Annotated in this window: 19 protein-coding genes; 7 read left to right on the top strand and 12 right to left on the bottom strand. The window is 65.8% G+C overall.

Translation table 11 applies throughout. The features are described 5' to 3' along the window. Positions 1 to 11: 11 nt before the first annotated feature. Complete coding sequence (gene mtrA / locus ABQE44_RS05905) at positions 12 to 698, bottom strand: two-component system response regulator MtrA (RefSeq protein WP_448393113.1); 687 nt, start codon at positions 696 to 698, stop codon at positions 12 to 14. A gap of 130 nt (positions 699 to 828) precedes the next feature. After that, positions 829 to 1,455 carry a dTMP kinase gene (locus tag ABQE44_RS05900; RefSeq protein WP_448428708.1) on the bottom strand — a complete coding sequence of 209 codons (627 nt, stop codon included), beginning with the start codon at positions 1,453 to 1,455 and terminating at the stop codon, positions 829 to 831. Positions 1,456 to 1,532: 77 nt separating this feature from the next. On the opposite strand from ABQE44_RS05900, the gene ABQE44_RS05895 reads away from it, so the two are divergent. The 4 genes from ABQE44_RS05895 to ABQE44_RS05880 all read left to right on the top strand — a co-directional run bounded on the left by ABQE44_RS05895 (position 1,533) and on the right by ABQE44_RS05880 (position 4,928). Continuing rightward, on the top strand, positions 1,533 to 2,228 hold the full coding sequence (locus tag ABQE44_RS05895) for a DUF899 domain-containing protein (RefSeq protein WP_448428706.1): 696 nt from the start codon (positions 1,533 to 1,535) through the stop codon (positions 2,226 to 2,228). Between the two features lie 331 nt (positions 2,229 to 2,559). Then, the gene (locus ABQE44_RS05890; protein ID WP_448428704.1) at positions 2,560 to 2,802 is read left to right on the top strand and encodes a BatC protein; all 243 of its coding nucleotides are present in this window, start codon (positions 2,560 to 2,562) and stop codon (positions 2,800 to 2,802) included. A 3-nt stretch (positions 2,803 to 2,805) separates the two neighbouring features. Then, positions 2,806 to 4,044 carry a cupin domain-containing protein gene (locus tag ABQE44_RS05885; protein ID WP_448393110.1) on the top strand — a complete coding sequence of 413 codons (1,239 nt, stop codon included), beginning with the start codon at positions 2,806 to 2,808 and terminating at the stop codon, positions 4,042 to 4,044. Next, a complete protein-coding gene (locus ABQE44_RS05880; protein WP_448393109.1) occupies positions 4,041 to 4,928 on the top strand; it encodes a ferredoxin family protein in 888 nt (295 codons plus the stop codon). Before ABQE44_RS05885 ends, ABQE44_RS05880 begins: the two co-directional genes overlap by 4 nt. A 101-nt stretch (positions 4,929 to 5,029) precedes the next feature. Here ABQE44_RS05880 and acnA read toward each other — a convergent pair whose 3' ends face one another. Next, positions 5,030 to 7,828 carry an aconitate hydratase gene (acnA, locus tag ABQE44_RS05875; protein WP_448428702.1) on the bottom strand — a complete coding sequence of 933 codons (2,799 nt, stop codon included), beginning with the start codon at positions 7,826 to 7,828 and terminating at the stop codon, positions 5,030 to 5,032. A 153-nt stretch (positions 7,829 to 7,981) separates the two neighbouring features. Here acnA and wrbA point away from each other — a divergent pair, with 153 nt between their 5' ends. Together wrbA and ABQE44_RS05865 are read left to right on the top strand one after the other, a co-directional pair. Continuing rightward, positions 7,982 to 8,584 carry an NAD(P)H:quinone oxidoreductase gene (wrbA, locus tag ABQE44_RS05870; protein ID WP_448393107.1) on the top strand — a complete coding sequence of 201 codons (603 nt, stop codon included), beginning with the start codon at positions 7,982 to 7,984 and terminating at the stop codon, positions 8,582 to 8,584. Between the two features lie 65 nt (positions 8,585 to 8,649). After that, positions 8,650 to 9,282, top strand: coding sequence for a trimeric intracellular cation channel family protein (locus ABQE44_RS05865; RefSeq protein ID WP_448393106.1), 633 nt, complete (start codon positions 8,650 to 8,652; stop codon positions 9,280 to 9,282). Between the two features lie 249 nt (positions 9,283 to 9,531). Here ABQE44_RS05865 and ABQE44_RS05860 read toward each other — a convergent pair whose 3' ends face one another. Further along, the gene (locus ABQE44_RS05860; protein ID WP_448393105.1) at positions 9,532 to 9,690 is read right to left on the bottom strand and encodes a hypothetical protein; all 159 of its coding nucleotides are present in this window, start codon (positions 9,688 to 9,690) and stop codon (positions 9,532 to 9,534) included. A gap of 124 nt (positions 9,691 to 9,814) precedes the next feature. Continuing rightward, entirely contained in the window at positions 9,815 to 10,408 is a 594-nt protein-coding gene (locus ABQE44_RS05855; protein WP_448393104.1) for a DedA family protein, read from the bottom strand. Positions 10,409 to 10,579: 171 nt separating this feature from the next. On the opposite strand from ABQE44_RS05855, the gene ABQE44_RS05850 reads away from it, so the two are divergent. Then, positions 10,580 to 11,338 (top strand): DUF421 domain-containing protein, encoded by a 759-nt coding sequence (locus ABQE44_RS05850; protein WP_448393103.1) that lies wholly within the window; start codon positions 10,580 to 10,582, stop codon positions 11,336 to 11,338. Here ABQE44_RS05850 and ABQE44_RS05845 read toward each other — a convergent pair whose 3' ends face one another. From ABQE44_RS05845 to ABQE44_RS05815, 7 genes are all read right to left on the bottom strand, one after another. Continuing rightward, positions 11,339 to 12,496 (bottom strand): alpha/beta hydrolase family protein, encoded by a 1,158-nt coding sequence (locus ABQE44_RS05845; protein WP_448393102.1) that lies wholly within the window; start codon positions 12,494 to 12,496, stop codon positions 11,339 to 11,341. Between the two features lie 50 nt (positions 12,497 to 12,546). Further along, complete coding sequence (gene ahcY / locus ABQE44_RS05840; protein WP_448393101.1) at positions 12,547 to 14,016, bottom strand: adenosylhomocysteinase; 1,470 nt, start codon at positions 14,014 to 14,016, stop codon at positions 12,547 to 12,549. 67 nt (positions 14,017 to 14,083) lie between these two features. Beyond that, entirely contained in the window at positions 14,084 to 14,716 is a 633-nt protein-coding gene (gene alkX / locus ABQE44_RS05835; RefSeq protein WP_448393100.1) for a TetR family transcriptional regulator AlkX, read from the bottom strand. Between the two features lie 46 nt (positions 14,717 to 14,762). Further along, complete coding sequence (locus ABQE44_RS05830) at positions 14,763 to 14,942, bottom strand: rubredoxin (protein WP_448393099.1); 180 nt, start codon at positions 14,940 to 14,942, stop codon at positions 14,763 to 14,765. Between the two features lie 19 nt (positions 14,943 to 14,961). Next, entirely contained in the window at positions 14,962 to 15,126 is a 165-nt protein-coding gene (locus ABQE44_RS05825; RefSeq protein ID WP_448428700.1) for a rubredoxin, read from the bottom strand. Beyond that, positions 15,123 to 16,361, bottom strand: coding sequence for an alkane 1-monooxygenase (locus ABQE44_RS05820; RefSeq protein WP_448393097.1), 1,239 nt, complete (start codon positions 16,359 to 16,361; stop codon positions 15,123 to 15,125). Before ABQE44_RS05820 ends, ABQE44_RS05825 begins: the two co-directional genes overlap by 4 nt. Positions 16,362 to 16,509: 148 nt before the next feature. After that, positions 16,510 to 17,979 carry an amino acid permease gene (locus ABQE44_RS05815; RefSeq protein ID WP_448428698.1) on the bottom strand — a complete coding sequence of 490 codons (1,470 nt, stop codon included), beginning with the start codon at positions 17,977 to 17,979 and terminating at the stop codon, positions 16,510 to 16,512. Positions 17,980 to 17,993: the final 14 nt, after the last annotated feature.

Below are 17,993 nucleotides of genomic sequence, written 5' to 3'. Positions count from 1 at the left end.
ATCATCGCGGCTCACGGTGGCCCGGCCTTGTACCCCACTCCTCGAACGGTCAACACCACCTGCGGGTTCTCCGGGTCCTTCTCGACCTTGGCCCGCAAGCGCTGGACATGCACGTTCACCAAACGGGTGTCGGCGGGGTGCCGGTAACCCCACACCTGTTCGAGCAGCACATCTCGAGTAAACACCTGCCGCGGTTTACGCGCCAACGCCACCAACAGGTCGAACTCCAGCGGCGTCAGCGAGATCTGCTCGCCTAGCCGGGTGACCTTGTGGGCAGGCACATCGATGTCCACATCGCCGATCGAGAGCATCTCGGCGGGCTCATCCTCGTTGCGGCGCAATCTAGCTCGAACTCGCGCCACAAGTTCTTTGGGTTTGAACGGTTTCATGACGTAGTCGTCGGCACCCGACTCCAGGCCGAGCACCACGTCGACGGTGTCCGTCTTGGCCGTCAGCATCACGATCGGGACACCGGAGTCGGCACGCAGCACCCGGCACACGTCGATGCCGTTCATGCCCGGCAGCATCAAGTCGAGCAGCACCAGGTCGGGCCGCAGTTCACGGACCGCGGTGAGCGCCTGCGTGCCGTCACCGATGACCGCGGTGTCGAATCCCTCTCCGCGCAGCACGATGGTGAGCATCTCGGCCAGCGACGGATCGTCGTCGACAACCAGAATCCTTTGCCTCATGTTGTCCATGGTGTCACCAAATCGCGATAAAGCCCGGGTACCACGCGGGCGTTTTGCGCGTCAGCGCGGTCTCGAAACCGCGAAATCGACGTTTCGGTCGATTTCCGTCCACCGAACCGCCAAAGCGTCGGTTTCGCGGTCAACCCAGCTCGTGAGCCAGGGCGGCCGGATCCACGTCCGGACCGGCCACCAGCCACCGCCCGCACCAGCCGGCCGCGGCCAGCCCGGCGTAGGCCTGCGCGGTGCGCCGCTGCAGCCCGTCGTCGCGCTCATAGGCGTCTTTCGCGCGGTCGGCCTCCTGGCGGGCACGGTTCTCCGCACGCTCGGCGGCCAGCTCGGTCGGCACATCGAGCAGCACCTGCCAGTCGGGCGCGGGCATCCCGAGCCGACCGTATTCGAGTTCGCGCACCCATGCGACGACGTCGCCGTCGACGCCCTCGTGCAGCCGCGCGGCGCTGTAGGCGGCGTTGGAGGCGACATAGCGGTCCAGAATCACGACGTCGTGGGCCGCGGTCAGCTCGGCGATCTCGGCGCGCGCGGCCGCCCGATCCAGCGCGAACAACACCGCCATGGCGTAAACCGAATCGGCGAGGTCACCGTGGCCACCGTGCAGCGCCTCGGCGGCCAGATCGGCTTCCACCGATCGGCCGTAGCGGGGAAAGTCGAGGCTGGCGACCGTCTTGCCGTCGCCCTCGAACGCGGCGCGCAGGCCGTTGGTCAGGGTGCGTTTGCCCGCACCGTCCACACCCTCGATCACGATGATCACGCGGCGAGCGTAACGGCGATGAGTCTCGCCGCCGCCGAAGGTCTGCCCGTTGAACCTTCCATCTGCGAAAGGACACGATGACTGGATCCGTCACGCATACGGTCGGGACGCGCAAACAGTGGCGCGCCGCCTACGAACGGCAACTGGCGAAAGAAAAGGAACTGACCCGGCGAGCCACTGTGCTTGCCGCCGAGCGTCAGGGGCTGCCCTGGGTGCCGGTTGACAAGCAGTACGTGTTCGACACGACAGCAGGCCAGCGCACGCTCGCCGAACTGTTCGACGGCCGCTCCCAACTGATCGTGCGGCACTTCATGCACGGGCCGAAAACCCCCGACGGCTGCCCCGGCTGCACCTTCGAAACCGACAACCTGGTCGGCGCGGTGCCGCATTTGGCGCGCCGGGACGTGACCTTTCTGTTGTCGTCGCGCTCACTGCTTCCGGTGCTCACCGCGTACAAGCAGCGGATGGGATGGGACATCGAATGGGTGTCGTCGGGCGGCAGCGGCTTCGACGCCGACTTCTTCGAGTACATGCACGTTCCGACGGCGCGCCGCGACTATGTGTCGGGTAGCGGCAGCATGCTCGATGTGATGGAGCTGATGGCGCTGAGCTGTTTCGCGTTGCAGGACGGGATGGTCTATCACACCTACTCGACCTACGACCGCGGCACCGAAGCGCTGAACGCGACGTGGCAGCTGCTGGACCGGGCACCCAAGGGGCGCGGCACCGACTTCACCGACTGGCCGCGCAAACGCGACGAGTATCCGGCGTAGCAATCCTGGCCGCCCACCCGATCGCCATGGAGACTGCTGAATTAATCCCGCGCGGTGGCCCAGGGCATGCTTAACGGGTTGATTGCTCGCACCAGCAGATGCGTGCGATCAACCCGCTAGGGGGCGCGGGCGCGCCTAGAAGCGAGTGCCCGCCGGGTACCGCAGCACGCCCCGTCAGCGCGACGCCGATGTACCGCTTCGTTTGGTTCGCGGCCGGGTTGGCAATTCCTATGACGCCGCTTCTGCGAACCAGTCCAACAGCCCAGGCAGCAGACCAATAACGGGGCGCACTGCGGTGACAAGAGAAAGCAAACCCAAAGAAGGGACCATCATGGCGCTCGACGACGACGATATGACCACCTCCGGGAGCGGCGGCGAAGGACCTGCCGACGGCGGCTCCAACCCACAAGGACACGACGGCGGCGCCGACGGGACCGCAGGAGAAGGGCCCGCCGACGGCGGCTCCAACCCACAAGGACACGACGGCGGCGCCGACGGGACCGCAGGAGAAGGGCCCGCCGACGGCGGCTCCAACCCACAAGGACACGACGGCGGGGCAGACGGAACCGCGTAACCGATGCTGAGTCGCTGCATTGCCACCGATGCTGGGTCGTTCGCGACCCAGTATTGGGGTCGAAGGCCCCTGCTCAGCCGGTCCGGTGCGCTACCCCGCGACTTCAGCGATCTGCTGTCGCCGTCGGCCGTCGATGAGCTGATCGCCCAGCGCGGGGTTCGCGCGCCGTTCATCCGGATGGCCAGGAACGGCGACCTGCTGGACCGGGAGTGCTATCTCGGTCCTGCTGGCTTCGGTGCAGAGATAGCGGATCAGGTCGACTCAGACAAGGTGTTGACTGAATTCGCCTCTGGCGCAACGATCGTGCTGCAAGGACTGCATCGGCTATGGCCACCGGTGATCGAGTTTGTTCGCGGCGTGGTCGATGACGTCGGCCACCCCACGCAGGCCAATGCCTACGTCACCCCTGCGGCCAGCCGGGGCTTCGACCCGCACTACGACGTTCACGACGTATTCGTCTTGCAGGTGGCCGGCGAGAAGCGGTGGATCGTTCACCAGCCGGTACACGATAACCCCTTGCCATCGCAGCCGTGGACCGAGCGCCGTGCCGCGATCAGCGAACGTGTCGACGGCGCCCCGGTCATCGATACCGCGTTGGCTGCCGGCGACGCACTGTATCTGCCACGCGGATGGATACATTCGGCGCACGCGCTCGACACCACGTCGATCCACCTGACGATCGGTATCTCCACCTCGACGGGTCTCGATATCGTGCAGGCGGTCGTCGACGCGCTGACCGTCGTCGACGAGTTCAGGGAATCGTTACCGATAGGCATCGATCCCGCCAACCACGACGAAATGACAGCGATGGCAACCAAGGTCATCTTCGAAGTAGCCGACACCTTGCGCCATCGCGCTACGGAACTCGGTGAGAGCGCAGGCGTGCAGCTGTCGCGAAGGCACTCACAACGCACCCGACCCATGTCGGTGCGACCATTGGCCGCACTCGCGGCTGCTGAACACGCGGACGTTGTCACGGTGCGGTGGCGCCCTGGACTCGGAAGCACCATTGATCGGCACTGCGGCCGTCTCCTGTTACGACTACGGGACAAAACCATGACTTTCCCGAACTCGTGCGCACTCGCCGTCGAGGCGCTTCGAGGCGGGCTCATCGCCGACGCGGACTCCCTGCCGGGTCTTGACCGCGCCGACTCGACGGTGCTGATTCGACGGCTGCTCCGGGAGGGAATCGTGATCCCCGCCCACGAACATCCAACCTCGATCCCGACTGAACGAGGATGACCGCGGCGAAGCGGCCCCCGTGCAGCGATCAGTCTCTGCTCCGCGCCGACCCGATGTATGGAACGGCGTCGGCCGGACGTGCCTGGGTCCTGTTGGAACTACCCGGCGCCTGGGGACATTCGGCGTTTCTGGATTCACCAGGTGTCGTCGACCCCATCCTCGGCCGCGCCATCGCTCGCCGTTTCGAGGGGGCGCGCATGCGGGTCGCTGCCATCCGCCGCCCCGGCCGTCGGTCCGCGACAAAGCGATGGCGATGGTTCATAGCCCACGCTGATCCCGGCAGCGAGGCGCTGTATGAGGGCGAGGTCAGCAATCCAAGCGAGTATCTGGATTTCGCACTCGACGGCTCCGACGGCGGATTGTCCGCCGACCCGCTCGTCGCCGTCTGCGCACATGGCAGGCATGATCAATGCTGCGCCGTTCGCGGGCGCGCGGCGACCGCGACGATCGCGGCGCGCTACCCCGAATTAACATGGGAATGCTCACATCTGGGTGGTGATCGGTTCGCGGCGACGATGCTCGTATTGCCTGCGGGGCTGTGTTACGGCCGAGTCGACTCCGCAGATTCGGCCGAACTCGTCCGGTTGTATCTCGACGGCAGGCTCGAAAACAGATTCCTGCGCGGCCGCACATCTCTTCCGCATTCGGTCCAGGCCGCCCAGTACTTCGCGCGTGAAGCGCTAGGTGACGACCGCATCGATGCGCTGCCTGCGCTCGATGTGCAACACCGAGAACACCGGATTCACGTAGTGCTCAGCGCCGATTCCGGCCCATTGGAAGTTGTTCTCGCCGAGGAAATGTCGGAGCCGCTCTTCTCCATGTGTCGCGCATCGGTCGCCGGTCCAGTGCGCACATTCGTCCTGGTGTCGACGGCGTCAGTCTGAATGTCCACGACGCCCGCGGCGCCGACGGGTACGCGCACTCCAGGGGTGTGGACGCTGCATTGTGGCCCCGGTACGAAAACGTCGTGGAGCTCGTGTGAGCGTCAGCCATCGGTGCCGACCAGCAGTCGCCGCAGCACGTACTGCATGATGCCGCCGTGGCGGTAGTAGTCGGCTTCACCGGGGGTGTCGATGCGCAGCACCGCGTCGAACTCCACATCGCCCGCACGCACGTGCACCGTGTCAGGAATCCCATCCGACAACGCGGTGACACCGGTGATGTCGAATGTCTCCTCGCCGGTCAAGTTCAACGAGTCGGCGTTCTGGCCCGCCGGAAACTGCAGCGGAAGTACGCCCATGCCAATGAGATTCGAGCGGTGTATGCGCTCGTAGGATTCGGCGATCACCGCCCGTACACCCAACAACAGCGTGCCCTTGGCCGCCCAGTCGCGTGACGAACCGGAGCCGTACTCCTGACCCGCCAGGATCACCAACGGTGTCCCGGCCGCCGCGTAGTTCACCGACGCGTCGTAGATCGTGGTGACCGGCCCGTCCGGTTGGCTGAAGTCGCGGGTCCAGCCCCCCTCGGTGTCGGGCGCGAGCTGGTTGCGTAACCGGATGTTGGCGAACGTGCCGCGGATCATCACCTCGTGGTTGCCCCGGCGTGACCCATACGAGTTGAAGTCTTTGCGTTCGATCCCGTGCTCCGACAGATACTTTCCGGCTGGCGAGTCGAGGCTGATAGCCCCGGCCGGGCTGATGTGGTCGGTGGTGACCGAGTCACCTAGCTTGGCCAGCACCCGGGCGCCGGTGATATCGGCCACTGGTTGCGGCTCGACGGTCATGTCCTCGAAATACGGTGGCTGGCGCACGTACGTCGAATCGGGCGCCCATTGGAAGGTGTCACCGCTCGGCACGTCGAGGTTGCGCCAGTGCTCGTCACCGGTGAATACATCGCCGTAGGACGTCGTGAACATCTCGGCCTTCAGATGCGCGCCAACGACGTCGGCAACCTCGGCCTCGGTCGGCCAGACGTCGCGCAGGTACACCGGTTCCCCGTCGGCGCCGGTACCCAACGGATCCTCCAACAGATCCACGTGCAGGCTGCCTGCCAACGCGTACGCAACCACCAGCGGCGGCGAGGCAAGGAAATTCATCTTGCACTCGGGATGGATGCGGCCCTCGAAGTTGCGGTTGCCCGACAACACCGAGCACACGGTCAGGTCGTTGTCGGTGACGGCCCTGCTCACCTCCGGGATCAGCGGCCCGGAGTTACCGATGCAGGTGGTGCAGCCGTAGCCAACCAAGTTGAAGCCGAGCTTGTCCAGATACGGTGTCAAGCCAGCCTTTTCGTAATAGTCCGTGACGATTCGGGAACCCGGCGCCAACGAGGTTTTGACCCAGGGTTTGCGGCTCAGGCCCCGTTCGACGGCCTTCTTGGCCAAGAGCGCAGCACCCACCATGACCGACGGGTTGGAGGTGTTGGTGCAGGAGGTGATCGCTGCGATCACCACGTGCCCGTTGTCCAACTCGGTGCGGCCACCGTCGCCGAGTTCGACCGTCACGGGGTTGGACGGCCACTCGTTATCGGTGCCGAAATCACGGGGTTTGCGCGGCTTGTCGGACGGGGAGTTCTTACGCACCGCGATGGGGTCGCTCGCTGGGAACGACAGCGCGGAGGCCCGATCGACGCCGCTGAGCGCTTCAGCGGTCGTGGGCGTACCGGCCAGCAGCGACGCCACCGCATCCGGTGCGTGCCGCAGCGGTATGCGGTCCTGCGGTCGCTTGGGACCTGCGATCGACGGCTCGACCGTGCTCAGGTCCAATTCGATCGCTTGCGAGTACACCGGCTCACGGTCTGGGTCATGCCACAGACCCTGTTCCTTGGCATACGCCTCCACCAGCCGGATCTGGGATTCCGGGCGCCCGGTCAACCGCAGGTAGTCCAGGGTGACGCCGTCGATCGGGAAAATCGTGACGGTCGAGCCGTATTCAGGGCTCATGTTGCCGATGGTGGCCCGGTTGGCCAGCGGCACGTTGGCCACGCCTGGCCCGTAGAGGTCGACGAACTTACCGACCACACCGGTACGCCGCAGTAACTCCGCCACGGTGAGCACCAGGTCCGTGGCGGTGGTACCGGGTTGCAGCTCACCGGTGAGCTTCAAGCCGACAACCTGCGGGACCAGCATGCTCATCGGCTGGCCGAGCATCGCCGCCTCGGCCTCGATGCCGCCGACGCCCCACCCGAGGACCCCGAGGCCGTTGACCATCGGCGTGTGAGAGTCGGTGCCCACCAACGTATCTGGGTAGGCCACCGGGCCATCGTCACCGTTGCTGGTGAATACCACCCGGGCCAGGTACTCCAGGTTCACCTGGTGGCAGATCCCCGTGTTGGGCGGTACGACGGAAAAGTCGGCGAAGGCCTGCTGCGCCCAGCGCAGCAGTTGGTAGCGCTCTTCGTTGCGCTCGAACTCGAGCTCTGCGTTGATCAAGTAGGCATCGGGTCTGCCGAACACGTCGGCGATCACCGAGTGGTCGATGACCAACTCGGTCGGGCACAACGGGTTGATACGTTGCGTGTCACCACCGAGGTCGGCGATGGCGTCACGCATCGCAACCAGGTCGACGACACACGGCACCCCGGTGAAGTCCTGCATCAGCACCCGCGCGGGCGTATAGGCGATTTCCCGCCCGTGTTCGGCGGTGGGGTCCCATGCCGCCAGCGCGTTGATCTGCTCGGACGTTACCAACCGGCCGTCCTCGTTGCGGAGCAGGTTCTCCAACAGCACCTTCAAGCTGTACGGCAGACGTTGCGAACCCTCGATGCGGTCGAGTCGATAGATCGTGTACGTGCTGTCGTCCACGGTGAGACGATCGCGGGTTCCGAAACTGTCGGCAGACATGGCACTCCCCTACCAAAGGCGGTGTTTGACCCAAACGTATCCCTTATCGGCGACTCGAAACCCCGCATCGGCGCACAGCGCGCCAGGTTTCCTCGGGCTCAAGTGGGGTAGGCGAGAACACGTCCTGCCTGACGACGTGGAGGAGACGAAAAAATGGTGAGGCTGTCGGTGATCTACTACTCGGCGACCGGACACGGTACGACGATGGCGCGCCGCGTGGCCAAAGCCGCCGAGAATGCGGGCGCCGAGGTGCGGTTGCGACACGTCGCCGAGACTCGTGACCCGGCGTCGTTCGCCGACAACCCGGCCTGGACCGCCAACTACGAGGCCACCAAGGACAAGCCGGCCGCCACCGGTGACGACATCGTCTGGGCCGACGCGGTGATTTTCGGCTCACCAACCCGATTCGGCTCTCCGGCAGCGTCGTTCCGGACATTCATCGACACGCTCGGCGGGCTGTGGGCGCAGGGCAAGCTCGCGGACAAAGTCTACGCAGGGTTCACCTCGTCGCAGACCGCTCACGGCGGCCAGGAAACCACGCTGATCAACCTGTATGTGACGCTGATGCACTTCGGCGGCATCATCGTGCCGCCCGGCTACACCAACGAACTCAAGTTCGCCGACGGCAACCCGTACGGCGTCAGCCATATCACCGGCGGCGACAACAAAACACCGGTCAATGACGCAACCAACGCCGCGCTCGACCACCTCGCCGAACGGGTCGTCACGATCGCCGGCCGTATCGCCGCCGGGTAAGCGTGACACAGCGCAAAGCGCTGTGAACGCGTCGCTTACCCGCTGCCTCGGGTATACACCATGGAATGTCGACCGAAACGCCGCTCTTGCTGGCGCTCGACCTCATCGGCACGTTCGCGTTCGCGCTCAACGGTGCACTGGTCGCGATGCGCGCCACGCGCCTCGACATTTTCGGCGTCGTCACTGTCGGCATGCTCACCGGGCTCGGCGGTGGCGTCATCCGCGATGTCCTCCTCAACGCCCTTCCGCCCGCAACTTTCGTTGACTGGCGCTACCTGGCCGTCGCTGCCGGAGGCGGATCGATCGCGTTCGTGCTAAGCCCGGCGCTGGAACGGTTCACCATGCCCATCACCGCGCTCGACGCGGTCGGGTTGAGTGTGTTCGCGGTGCTCGCCTCCTATAAGGCACTCGGCCTCGGCTTCGGCGTCGTGCAGGCGATCGTCGTCGGCACCATCACCGCGGTTGGCGGGGGAACCATCCGCGACATGTCGATCGGTCAGGTACCTGTCGTTTTCCGCAGCGAGCTGTACGCGATCCCGGCGATGGTGGGCGCCGGATGCGCGGCGATAGTGCACAGCCTTGACTATCAGAACATCGCGGCGACGCTGGGCGCCGCGTCCGTGTGCTTCGTGATCAGGATGGTCGGCGTGCGGTTCGACCTCAACGCCCCCCGGCCTCCTTGGCAGCGGGAAAGATGACTCTTGCTGCGGTGCAGGGTGGTTCGGCTGACCCGCCGAGGCCCCGGGCAAGGCACCAAGGTGCGCTAAGGTGTGCTGTTGACCGACCCGCCCGTACCGGCAAGACGCTGCTTACCAGGGCGACGGCCGCCGAAGCGGACGCGCCGTTCCTCTCCGCAGCGGCGCCGAGTTCATTGAGAAGATCGGCCAGCCACGCAGCAACGCGGCAAGTGTGGCGGACACGAATGCTACGCCGAGGCGCGAGAGTTGTTACGCCACAGCTGAGATCGACTTGATCGCATAATCGCGGAGCTGCTTGTCCACGAGACGCTCGGTGAACAGCAGTGGTATGCCGCCGCGGGCGTGGAACTTCGCGACGTACGAGTGGTCCTGGAATGTCACCAGGTCCAGGCCCGCCCGGTCGGCCACGACGGGCTGCTCGACGGCTTGGCCGGCGGGATCGTTGACCGGGTGAAGGTGCCGAAGAGCAGGTCGCGTCCGTAGTCGCTCATCACGCGCTCCTTGCCGAATCGGGCCGCCGTAAACCTTGTGGTCACCGGTCGCGGCGACGGCGCAGCCATCGGATCAGCTCGATGGCTCCGGCCAGCGACAGCGCCACGCCGAACGACAGGATGAACGCCGCAAGCGTGTTGTCGGCGAACGCGCGTCCGCCGAGATAGCCGATCAGCGTGTTGACGGTCGCCCACAGCACCGCGCCGACCGCGTCGAACACCAGAAACTGGCGATACGGGAAGTGCAGCACCCCGCAGGTGACCGTGGTCGCCGTGCGGCCGCCCGGGATGAACCGCGCGACGATCACCAACGCTCCCCCGTGCTTGGCCAGTTCTTCCTGCGCCCAGTCCAGGCGCCGGCTGGCCTTTTCGCCGCGCGCGATCCAGCGCCGGGCCCGCCCCTCGGCGGAGCGGCCGATCCAGTAGGCGAGGTTGTCGCCGAGAAAGCTGCCGATGGTCGCCATCACGATCACCCAGCCGAGCACCATCGCGCCGTCGGCGGCGAGGATGCCTCCGGTCAGCAACGCGGTCTCGCTGGGCAGCGCAGGGACGACGGCGTCGAACGTGCAGAACAGCAGGATCAGCGGATACGCCCACCACGCGTGGCCGAGCGTGTCAAGGACCGAATCGAACATGGCGATCGCTATCCGGCGCCGGCGCCATCGGCCACGAAACACTTCCTCCTCGGCGGTCGGTCGGAGGTTACCCCGGGCCGCGAAAACGTAAAGCCGACGGGACCCGGCGAGATCGGGTACGCCGGGCATCGAGGGACTGTCCGAGGTGCACGTCACGCACCTGGGCTGCGCGTGCGGGTCACCCCGGCAACGATTATCGACGAAAGCCTCTGCCACACAGCGAATCTGGCCTACCTGGACCCGGCATCGGTGGGCCGGGAGGCTGTTGCTGCTGATCCGGACACGATGGTGGCGCCGCGGGCGGGCGAGACGCTGTTCCGGCTGCGGCGAAACCCTGCCGCGGGTAATCGGTTTGGCCGCCGCGCGGCGGGGTACTCACTGGCGTCAACGTCAGACCCGAAGGCGCCCATGCTCGATTGGCAATCGATCTTCATACCGGCCCTGCCCCTGGTTGAAAGCATCGCCCGCGGCACGGTTACGTTTGTTGCGCTGTTGATCCTGATGCGCATCGTCGGACAGCGTGAGTCCGGGGGCCTCGGGGTCACCGATGTGCTGATCATCGTGCTGGTGGCCCAAGCCGCGGGGCCGGCGCTGTATACGCAGGATTCGACGTTGGCCGACGGCTTCGTCGTCATCGTGACGATCCTGTTCTGGAGCGTCGCCGTCGACGCGGTGTCCTACCGGTTTCCGGCTTTCTCGCGCCTCGTGAAGGCGCGCCCTAAACCATTGATCCGCGAGGGCGAGCTCAATCGACACACGATGCATCGGGAATTCATGAGCCGCGAAGAGGTCGAATCGCAGCTGCGGCTGCACGGCATCCACGACATCACGAGCGTGCAGCAGGCCTACCTCGAACCGAACGGGATGATCAGCGTCCTCACCCGCGACGGTGAGCAGAACGGCCCGGTGGAACGCCCCGAAGCCATGTGATCAAGGCTGGGTGAACGCCGCTTTCAGAAACGGCGTCGAATCCGGCAGTGACGCCAGCACGGTTCCGCCGTGGTCTAGGTCCGGATATACCCGCAGCTCCACGTTTTGGTGGTTGGCCACCAGTTCGTCATAGAACGTCAGTGTCGACTGGGGCGGCACATCGCGGTCCAACAACCCGACCCCGAGGAAGATCGGTCGGTCATAGCCGCGGTCCGGTGTGCCCATGTAGTCGTCGAGCGCCTCGGAGATCCCCGGCAGCGACATCAGCGGCGCACTGAAGAATTTCGCCGGGGTCATGCCCGTCAGCTCGCGATCCAGTTCCGGTTTACACATCGTCGCGGCCTTGGCGACCGCGTCGCGTCCGGCCGGGGTGAGCACCGAGTCGATGTCGATGTCGCGACGCGCTTCGGCGAAGGCCGCCAGGATGTATGCGGCGTAGCTGTTGGCGGCCGGGCCGAGTTCGGCGGGCAACTTCATGTCGGGTGCGGCTAGCTTGACCACCCGTTCGATGTTGGCGGGGGTTCCGGTGGCCACCACACCGCGGTAGTCCAGCCCGCTGCCGTCGCTGAACTCGGTGGCCCACCGGGCGCTGTTGACCGCCGCACCGCCGCCCTGGGACTGGCCGACGATGGCCCACTTCGGCGACAGCGGCACGTCCACCTGGTGCGCGGCGATCACCGAATCGATCACGCCGCGGGCGGTGGGCACGCTATCGAGGTAGCTCATCAAACCCGGTGTGCCCAAACCGACGTAGTCGGGGGCCACCACCGCATAGCCCTGGTCGAGCCAGTGCGTCAGGTACTCGTCGTCGCGTGGGCTGCGCGGCAGCGCAGAGGGTGTGCAGTCATCACCCAGCCCCACCGTTCCGTGCGCCCACGCGATCACCGGCCAACCACCCTGCGGTGGCTCACCGTTTGGCATGAACACCGCAGCCGTGCCCACCGCGGGGTCGCCGTGCTGATCGACTGTCGAGTACAGGATCCGATAAGCGTGCGCCGAACCCCGCACCGCGAGTGCAGGATTCAACGGTACCGATTGAATCAACTTGGCATTTAACGGAATTGGCCCGTCGTAATGGCGCGCGTCGAGGCCGGACCAGTCCGGCGCCGCCGCAGCGGCGACCGGCACCGGCGCAACCAACAGCGCAGCGGCCAACAACGATGCTGTGAGGGCGAGACGGCCTCGCCCGCTACCGATAACGATGCCGATCAGTACCGGTAGTGCTCCGGCTTGTAGGGGCCCTCGACGTCGACGTTGATGTACTCGGCCTGCTCCTTAGTGAGCTTGGTCAGCGAACCACCAAGCGCCTCAACGTGAATGCGTGCGACCTTCTCGTCGAGATGCTTGGCCAGCCGGTACACCGCGTTGTCGTACTCGTCGTTCTTGGTCCACAGTTCGATCTGGGCGATCACCTGGTTGGAGAAGCTGTTGCTCATCACGAACGACGGGTGCCCGGTGGCGTTGCCCAGGTTGAGCAGCCGACCCTCACTCAGCACGACGATCGACTTGCCGTCGTCGAACACCCACTGGTCGACCTGCGGCTTGATGTTGATCCGCTTGGCCCCGGAGCGTTCCAGCGCAGCCATGTCGATCTCGTTGTCGAAGTGGCCGATGTTGCCCAGGATCGCCTGGTCCTTCATCGCCCGCATGTGCTCGAGTGTGATGATGTCTTTGTTGCCGGTCGCGGTGATGACGATGTCGGCCTCGCCGATACCCTCCTCGACGGTGCGCACGTCGAAGCCGTCCATCAGCGCCTGCAGCGCGTTGATCGGGTCGATCTCGGTGACCGCCACCCGCGCGCCCTGGCCGGCCAGCGATTCCGCGCAGCCCTTGCCGACGTCGCCGTAGCCGCAGATCAGCACCTTCTTACCGCCGATCAGCACGTCGGTGCCGCGGTTTATGCCGTCGATCAGCGAGTGCCGGGTGCCGTACTTGTTGTCGAACTTGGACTTGGTCACCGAGTCGTTGACGTTGATCGCCGGGAACGGCAACTCGCCCTGCGCCTCGAACTGGTAGAGACGCAACACACCGGTGGTGGTCTCTTCGGTGACGCCCTTGACGGCCTCGGCGATCTTGGACCACTTGGTCTTGTCCTGCTCGAAGCGCTCGCGCAGCACCGACAGGAAGACCTTCCACTCGGCCGGGTCGTCGTCCTCGGCGGGCGGCACCACACCGGCCTTCTCGTACTGCGCGCCGCGCAGCACCATCATGGTGGCGTCGCCGCCGTCGTCGAGGATCATGTTGGCGGGCTCGCCCGGCCACGTGAGCATCTGCTCGGCCGCCCACCAGTACTCCTCGAGCGTCTCGCCCTTCCAGGCGAAGACCGGGGTGCCCTGCGGCTCCTCCGGGGTGCCGTGCGGACCGACGACCACCGCGGCGGCGGCGTGGTCCTGGGTGGAGAAGATGTTGCACGACGCCCAGCGCACTTCCGCGCCCAGCGCCGTCAGGGTCTCGATGAGCACCGCGGTCTGCACGGTCATGTGCAGCGATCCTGAGATGCGCGCACCCTTGAGCGGCGCCACATCGGCGTACTCGCGGCGCAACGCCATCAACCCGGGCATCTCGTGTTCGGCGAGCCGGATCTCCTTGCGACCGAATTCAGCAAGGGACAGATCGGCCACCTTGTAGTCGATGCCGTTGCGGACGTCAGGGGTCAGCCGCTGTTCAGTCGTCGTCATGGAGCTCTCTTCCTGGGGCTTTCTGGGGCATGTGGTTTGGCTCAAGCTTGCCCGGCCAGCGTCGTGGCTAATCGGTGGCGATCACACCGTAGCGTTCAGCGGCCGGCGTAAGCAGCCTAGCCAAGTCCGCCGCGACGTCGTGATCTGCCTCCGGCGGCATCGAGATATAGCTCATCGCCAGCCGCACGATCGCGCGGGCCAGCATGCCGGCGTCGTCGTCGCTGCACGCCACCCAGCTGTGCACGAACGTCGCCGTCAGCCGCTGCGAACAGTGGGTGATGATCGGGCCGCTGTCGGTGGTGATGAGCGCCAACAGGTCCGGTTTGATCTCGCCGTTCAGCAGCGACATCACCAGCGGGTCGGCGGCCGACTCGGTGAAGAAGTCGCGGAAACCGTGCAGGAACGCGGAGTAGACGTCGCCCACGTTGCCCTCGATCGCGTCGTCGACGTGGTCGACGAGCCGGTCGGCCAACCGCAGCGCATACGCCTGCGCCAGGCCCTGGCGCGATCCGAACTCGTTGTAGATGGTCTGGCGGCTGATGCCGGCGGCCTTGGCCACGTGCGACAGCGTGATCGCCGACCAGTCGCGGGTGAGCAGCAGATCGCGCATACCGTCCAGGATGGAGTCACGCAGCAACACCCGGGACGCTTCCGCGTAGGGGATGCGCTGCGCGGTTCGCTTCGTGCGCGGTGGACTCACACGCGCGACATTAGCGTTTTCTGCCGCCGCGCTCGCGCAGATGGCGTCACCGGCGCGCGACTTGGACCATTTCGAAGTCCGACTTGGCCGCGCCGCAGTTGGGGCAGGTCCAGTCCTCGGGGATGTCTTCCCAGCGGGTGCCGGGCGCGATGCCATCCTCAGGCCAGCCCTTGGCTTCGTCGTACTCGAACCCGCACACCAGGCATTCGTACACCTTGTAGTCCACGGTCTCTCCTTTCGTTGCGTTAACTCGCGGGTTGGAAGTCGGCCTTCTCGCGTACCGCACAGTCCGGGCAACCCCAGTCGTCGGGGATGTCGGAAAACGGGGTGCCGGCCGGAAAGCCTTCGCGCGGTTCGCCTTTGACCTCGTCATAGAGGTAGTCGCAACCCGGGCAGCGGTAGGCGCTCATGCTCGAGCACTCCGCCCTTCGCGCGAGCGCTCATCGCCGGCCCCATAGCGGGCGAGCACCTTGTTGCGCACCCGCGGGTGGATGTTGACGCGGGTGATGTCGCCGTCGTAGTGGTCGAGCACCCGGTGGTCCATCACGCGGCGCCACAGCGGCGGGAAGTACGTCAGCGTGATCATCGACGCGTAGCCGCTGGGCAGGTTGGGCGCACCGGCCATGCTGCGCAGCGTCTGGTAGCGCCGGGTGGGGTTGGCGTGGTGATCGCTGTGCCGCTGCAGGTGATACAGGAACAGGTTGGTCACAATGTGGTCGGAGTTCCAGCTGTGCGCCGGCGTGCAGCGCTCGTAGCGGCCGCTTTCCAGCTTCTGGCGCAGCAGGCCGTAGTGCTCGAGGTAGTTGACCGTCTCCAGCAGCATGAAGCCGTACACCGCCGAAATCACGATGTAGGGAATCAACGCGACGCCGAACACCGCGATCAGCACGCCGTAGAACACCGCCGACATCGCCCACGCGTTGAGCACGTCGTTGGACGGGTGCCACTTGCTCTTTCCGGCCCGTTCGAGCCGCTTGGCTTCCAGTTCCCATGCCGACTTCAGCGACCCGAACACGCTGCGCGGCAGGAACTCCCAGAACGTCTCCCCGAACCGCGCCGACGCCGGATCCTCCGGTGTCGCCACGCGGACGTGGTGGCCGCGGTTGTGCTCGATGAAGAAGTGCCCGTAGCAGGTCTGCGCCAGCGTGATCTTGCTCAGCCACCGCTCCAGCGAGTCCTTCTTGTGCCCCATCTCGTGGGCGGTGTTGATGCCGACGCCGCCGAGGACCCCCACCGACAGCGCCAGGCCGATCTTCGCCGGCCAACCCAGTCCGCCGTCGAAGCCAAGCCAGCTCAGGTCCGAGGCGGTGAACAGGTACGCGCCGACGATGACGCTGGCGTACTGGAACGGGATGTAGGCGTAGGTGCAGTACCGGTAGTACCGGTCGTTCTCCAGCCGCTCCATCACCTCGTCGGGCGGGTTCTGCCCGTCGGGTCCGAAGCGCAGGTCCAACGCGGGCAACAGCAGGTAGACCAGAATCGGACCGATCCAGAACGGCACCTGCGCCGCCACGTGCCAGCCCCACTGGTTGAACGCCCACACCAGCGGCAGCATCACGAAAAGTGCTGTCGGGGCGATCAACCCCATCAGCCACAGGTAGCGCTTCTTGTCCCGCCACTGCTCCGCGGTCTGGGGTTCAGACATCTGTGTCGTCACTGCAAGCCTCCCGAAGTGAGTGCCATCACGTGTTCGCTTGACTATAGAGGTCTTCGTGTCGGCTGTCTAGACATACAGAGTGACTTTGTAAACCTAACCCTGCGAGTTCGGCGCGCAAATGCCCCGTGAGGGTCCTTCAGCGCGCCGAAATCGCCGTGGCTTCCCGGCGGCCCAGCACCGAGTGACCGCGGCCGTACAGGAAATACAGCACCACGCCGATGGCCATCCAGATCAGGAACCGGATCCACGTCACCGCGGTGAGGTTGAGCATCAGCCAGATGCACGCCACGATCGAAGCGATCGGCAGCCACGGGACGCCCGGCGCGCGGAAGCCGCGTTTGAGGTCCGGGCGCGTGCGCCGCAGCACGATCACCCCGGCCGAGACCAACACGAACGCGAACAGCGTGCCGATGTTGACCATCTCCTCGAGCTTGTCCATCGGGAACGCCGACGCCGTCACCGCGACCGCCGCGCCGACCAGCAGCGTGATGCGCACCGGCGTGCCACGGGCGCCGGTCTTGGCCAGGCCACGGGGCAGCAGGCCGTCCCGCGACATCGCGAACAGCACCCGGGTCTGGCCCAGCACCAACACGATCACGACGGTGGTCAGACCGGCCAGCGCGCCGATCGAGATGACCTGGGCCGCCCAGTCCACTCCGTTGGCCGCGAACGCGGTGGCCAGGTTCGCGTCCTCCCCCGCCGCACGCAACTCGGTGTAATGCACCATCCCGGTCAGCACGACCGCGACCGCCACGTAGAGCACGGTGACGATCGCCAGCGAGGCCAGGATGCCGCGCGACACGTCGCGCTGCGGGTACTTGGTCTCCTCTGCGGTGGTCGCGATGATGTCGAAACCGATGAACGCAAAGAACACGATCGACGCGCCGGCCAGCAGGCCGTACCACCCGTAGCTGCTGCCCTGAGCCCCGGTCATCAGCGAGAACAACGACTGCTCGAGGCCGCTGCCGCCCTGGCCGGCTTCCGCGGGCGGCAGGAACGGCGAATAGTTCGCCGCCTTGATGTAGAACGCGCCGACAGCCACCACGAGCAGCACCACCGCCACCTTGATTACGGTGATCGCCAGGCTCACCCCCGCGGATAGCTTCGTGCCGACCGCCAAGATGAACGTGACGAACGCGATGATCAGCAGCGCGCCCCAGTCCAGTTGCAGGCCAAAGACATTGACCGTGCCGCCACCGAAGCCGAACACGGTGCCGAGATAGCTCGACCAGCCCTTGGCGACCACCGCGGCCGCCACGGCGAACTCGAGGATCAGGTCCCAGCCGATGATCCACGCGACGAACTCACCGAACGTCGCATAGGAAAACGTATAGGCGCTGCCCGCCACCGGCACCGTCGACGCGAACTCGGCGTAACACAGCGCGGCCAGCCCGCAGGTGGCCGCCGCGATCACGAACGAGATCGAAATGGCCGGGCCGGTCAGGTTTCCCGCCGTCGACGCGGTGATCGTGAAGATACCGGCGCCGATCACCACCGAGACGCCGAACACCGTGAGGTCCCACCAGGTGAGGTCCTTGCGTAGCCGCGTACCGGGTTCGTCGGTGTCGGCGATGGACTGTTCTACCGACTTGGTCCGCCGCGTCATTGGCATTCCTTCCT

Source organism: Mycolicibacterium sp. XJ2546 (genome assembly GCF_053483195.1).
This window is presented reverse-complemented; position numbering and strand designations above follow the sequence as displayed.

Excerpts from the sequence above, each read along its gene's own strand:
- ABQE44_RS05825 (WP_448428700.1), bottom strand. The coding sequence starts at position 15,126 with ATGAGCGCCTACCGCTGCCCGGGTTGCGACTACCTCTATGACGAGGTC.
- ABQE44_RS05880 (WP_448393109.1), top strand. The coding sequence starts at position 4,041 with ATGACCGCGGCGAAGCGGCCCCCGTGCAGCGATCAGTCTCTGCTCCGC.
- acnA (WP_448428702.1), bottom strand. The coding sequence starts at position 7,828 with ATGTCTGCCGACAGTTTCGGAACCCGCGATCGTCTCACCGTGGACGAC.
- ABQE44_RS05815 (WP_448428698.1), bottom strand. The coding sequence starts at position 17,979 with ATGACGCGGCGGACCAAGTCGGTAGAACAGTCCATCGCCGACACCGAC.
- ABQE44_RS05865 (WP_448393106.1), top strand. The coding sequence starts at position 8,650 with ATGTCGACCGAAACGCCGCTCTTGCTGGCGCTCGACCTCATCGGCACG.
- ABQE44_RS05820 (WP_448393097.1), bottom strand. The coding sequence starts at position 16,361 with ATGTCTGAACCCCAGACCGCGGAGCAGTGGCGGGACAAGAAGCGCTAC.
- ahcY (WP_448393101.1), bottom strand. The coding sequence starts at position 14,016 with ATGACGACGACTGAACAGCGGCTGACCCCTGACGTCCGCAACGGCATC.
- ABQE44_RS05895 (WP_448428706.1), top strand. The coding sequence starts at position 1,533 with ATGACTGGATCCGTCACGCATACGGTCGGGACGCGCAAACAGTGGCGC.
- ABQE44_RS05855 (WP_448393104.1), bottom strand. The coding sequence starts at position 10,408 with ATGTTCGATTCGGTCCTTGACACGCTCGGCCACGCGTGGTGGGCGTAT.
- mtrA (WP_448393113.1), bottom strand. The coding sequence starts at position 698 with ATGGACAACATGAGGCAAAGGATTCTGGTTGTCGACGACGATCCGTCG.
- ABQE44_RS05885 (WP_448393110.1), top strand. The coding sequence starts at position 2,806 with ATGCTGAGTCGCTGCATTGCCACCGATGCTGGGTCGTTCGCGACCCAG.
- ABQE44_RS05890 (WP_448428704.1), top strand. The coding sequence starts at position 2,560 with ATGGCGCTCGACGACGACGATATGACCACCTCCGGGAGCGGCGGCGAA.
- wrbA (WP_448393107.1), top strand. The coding sequence starts at position 7,982 with ATGGTGAGGCTGTCGGTGATCTACTACTCGGCGACCGGACACGGTACG.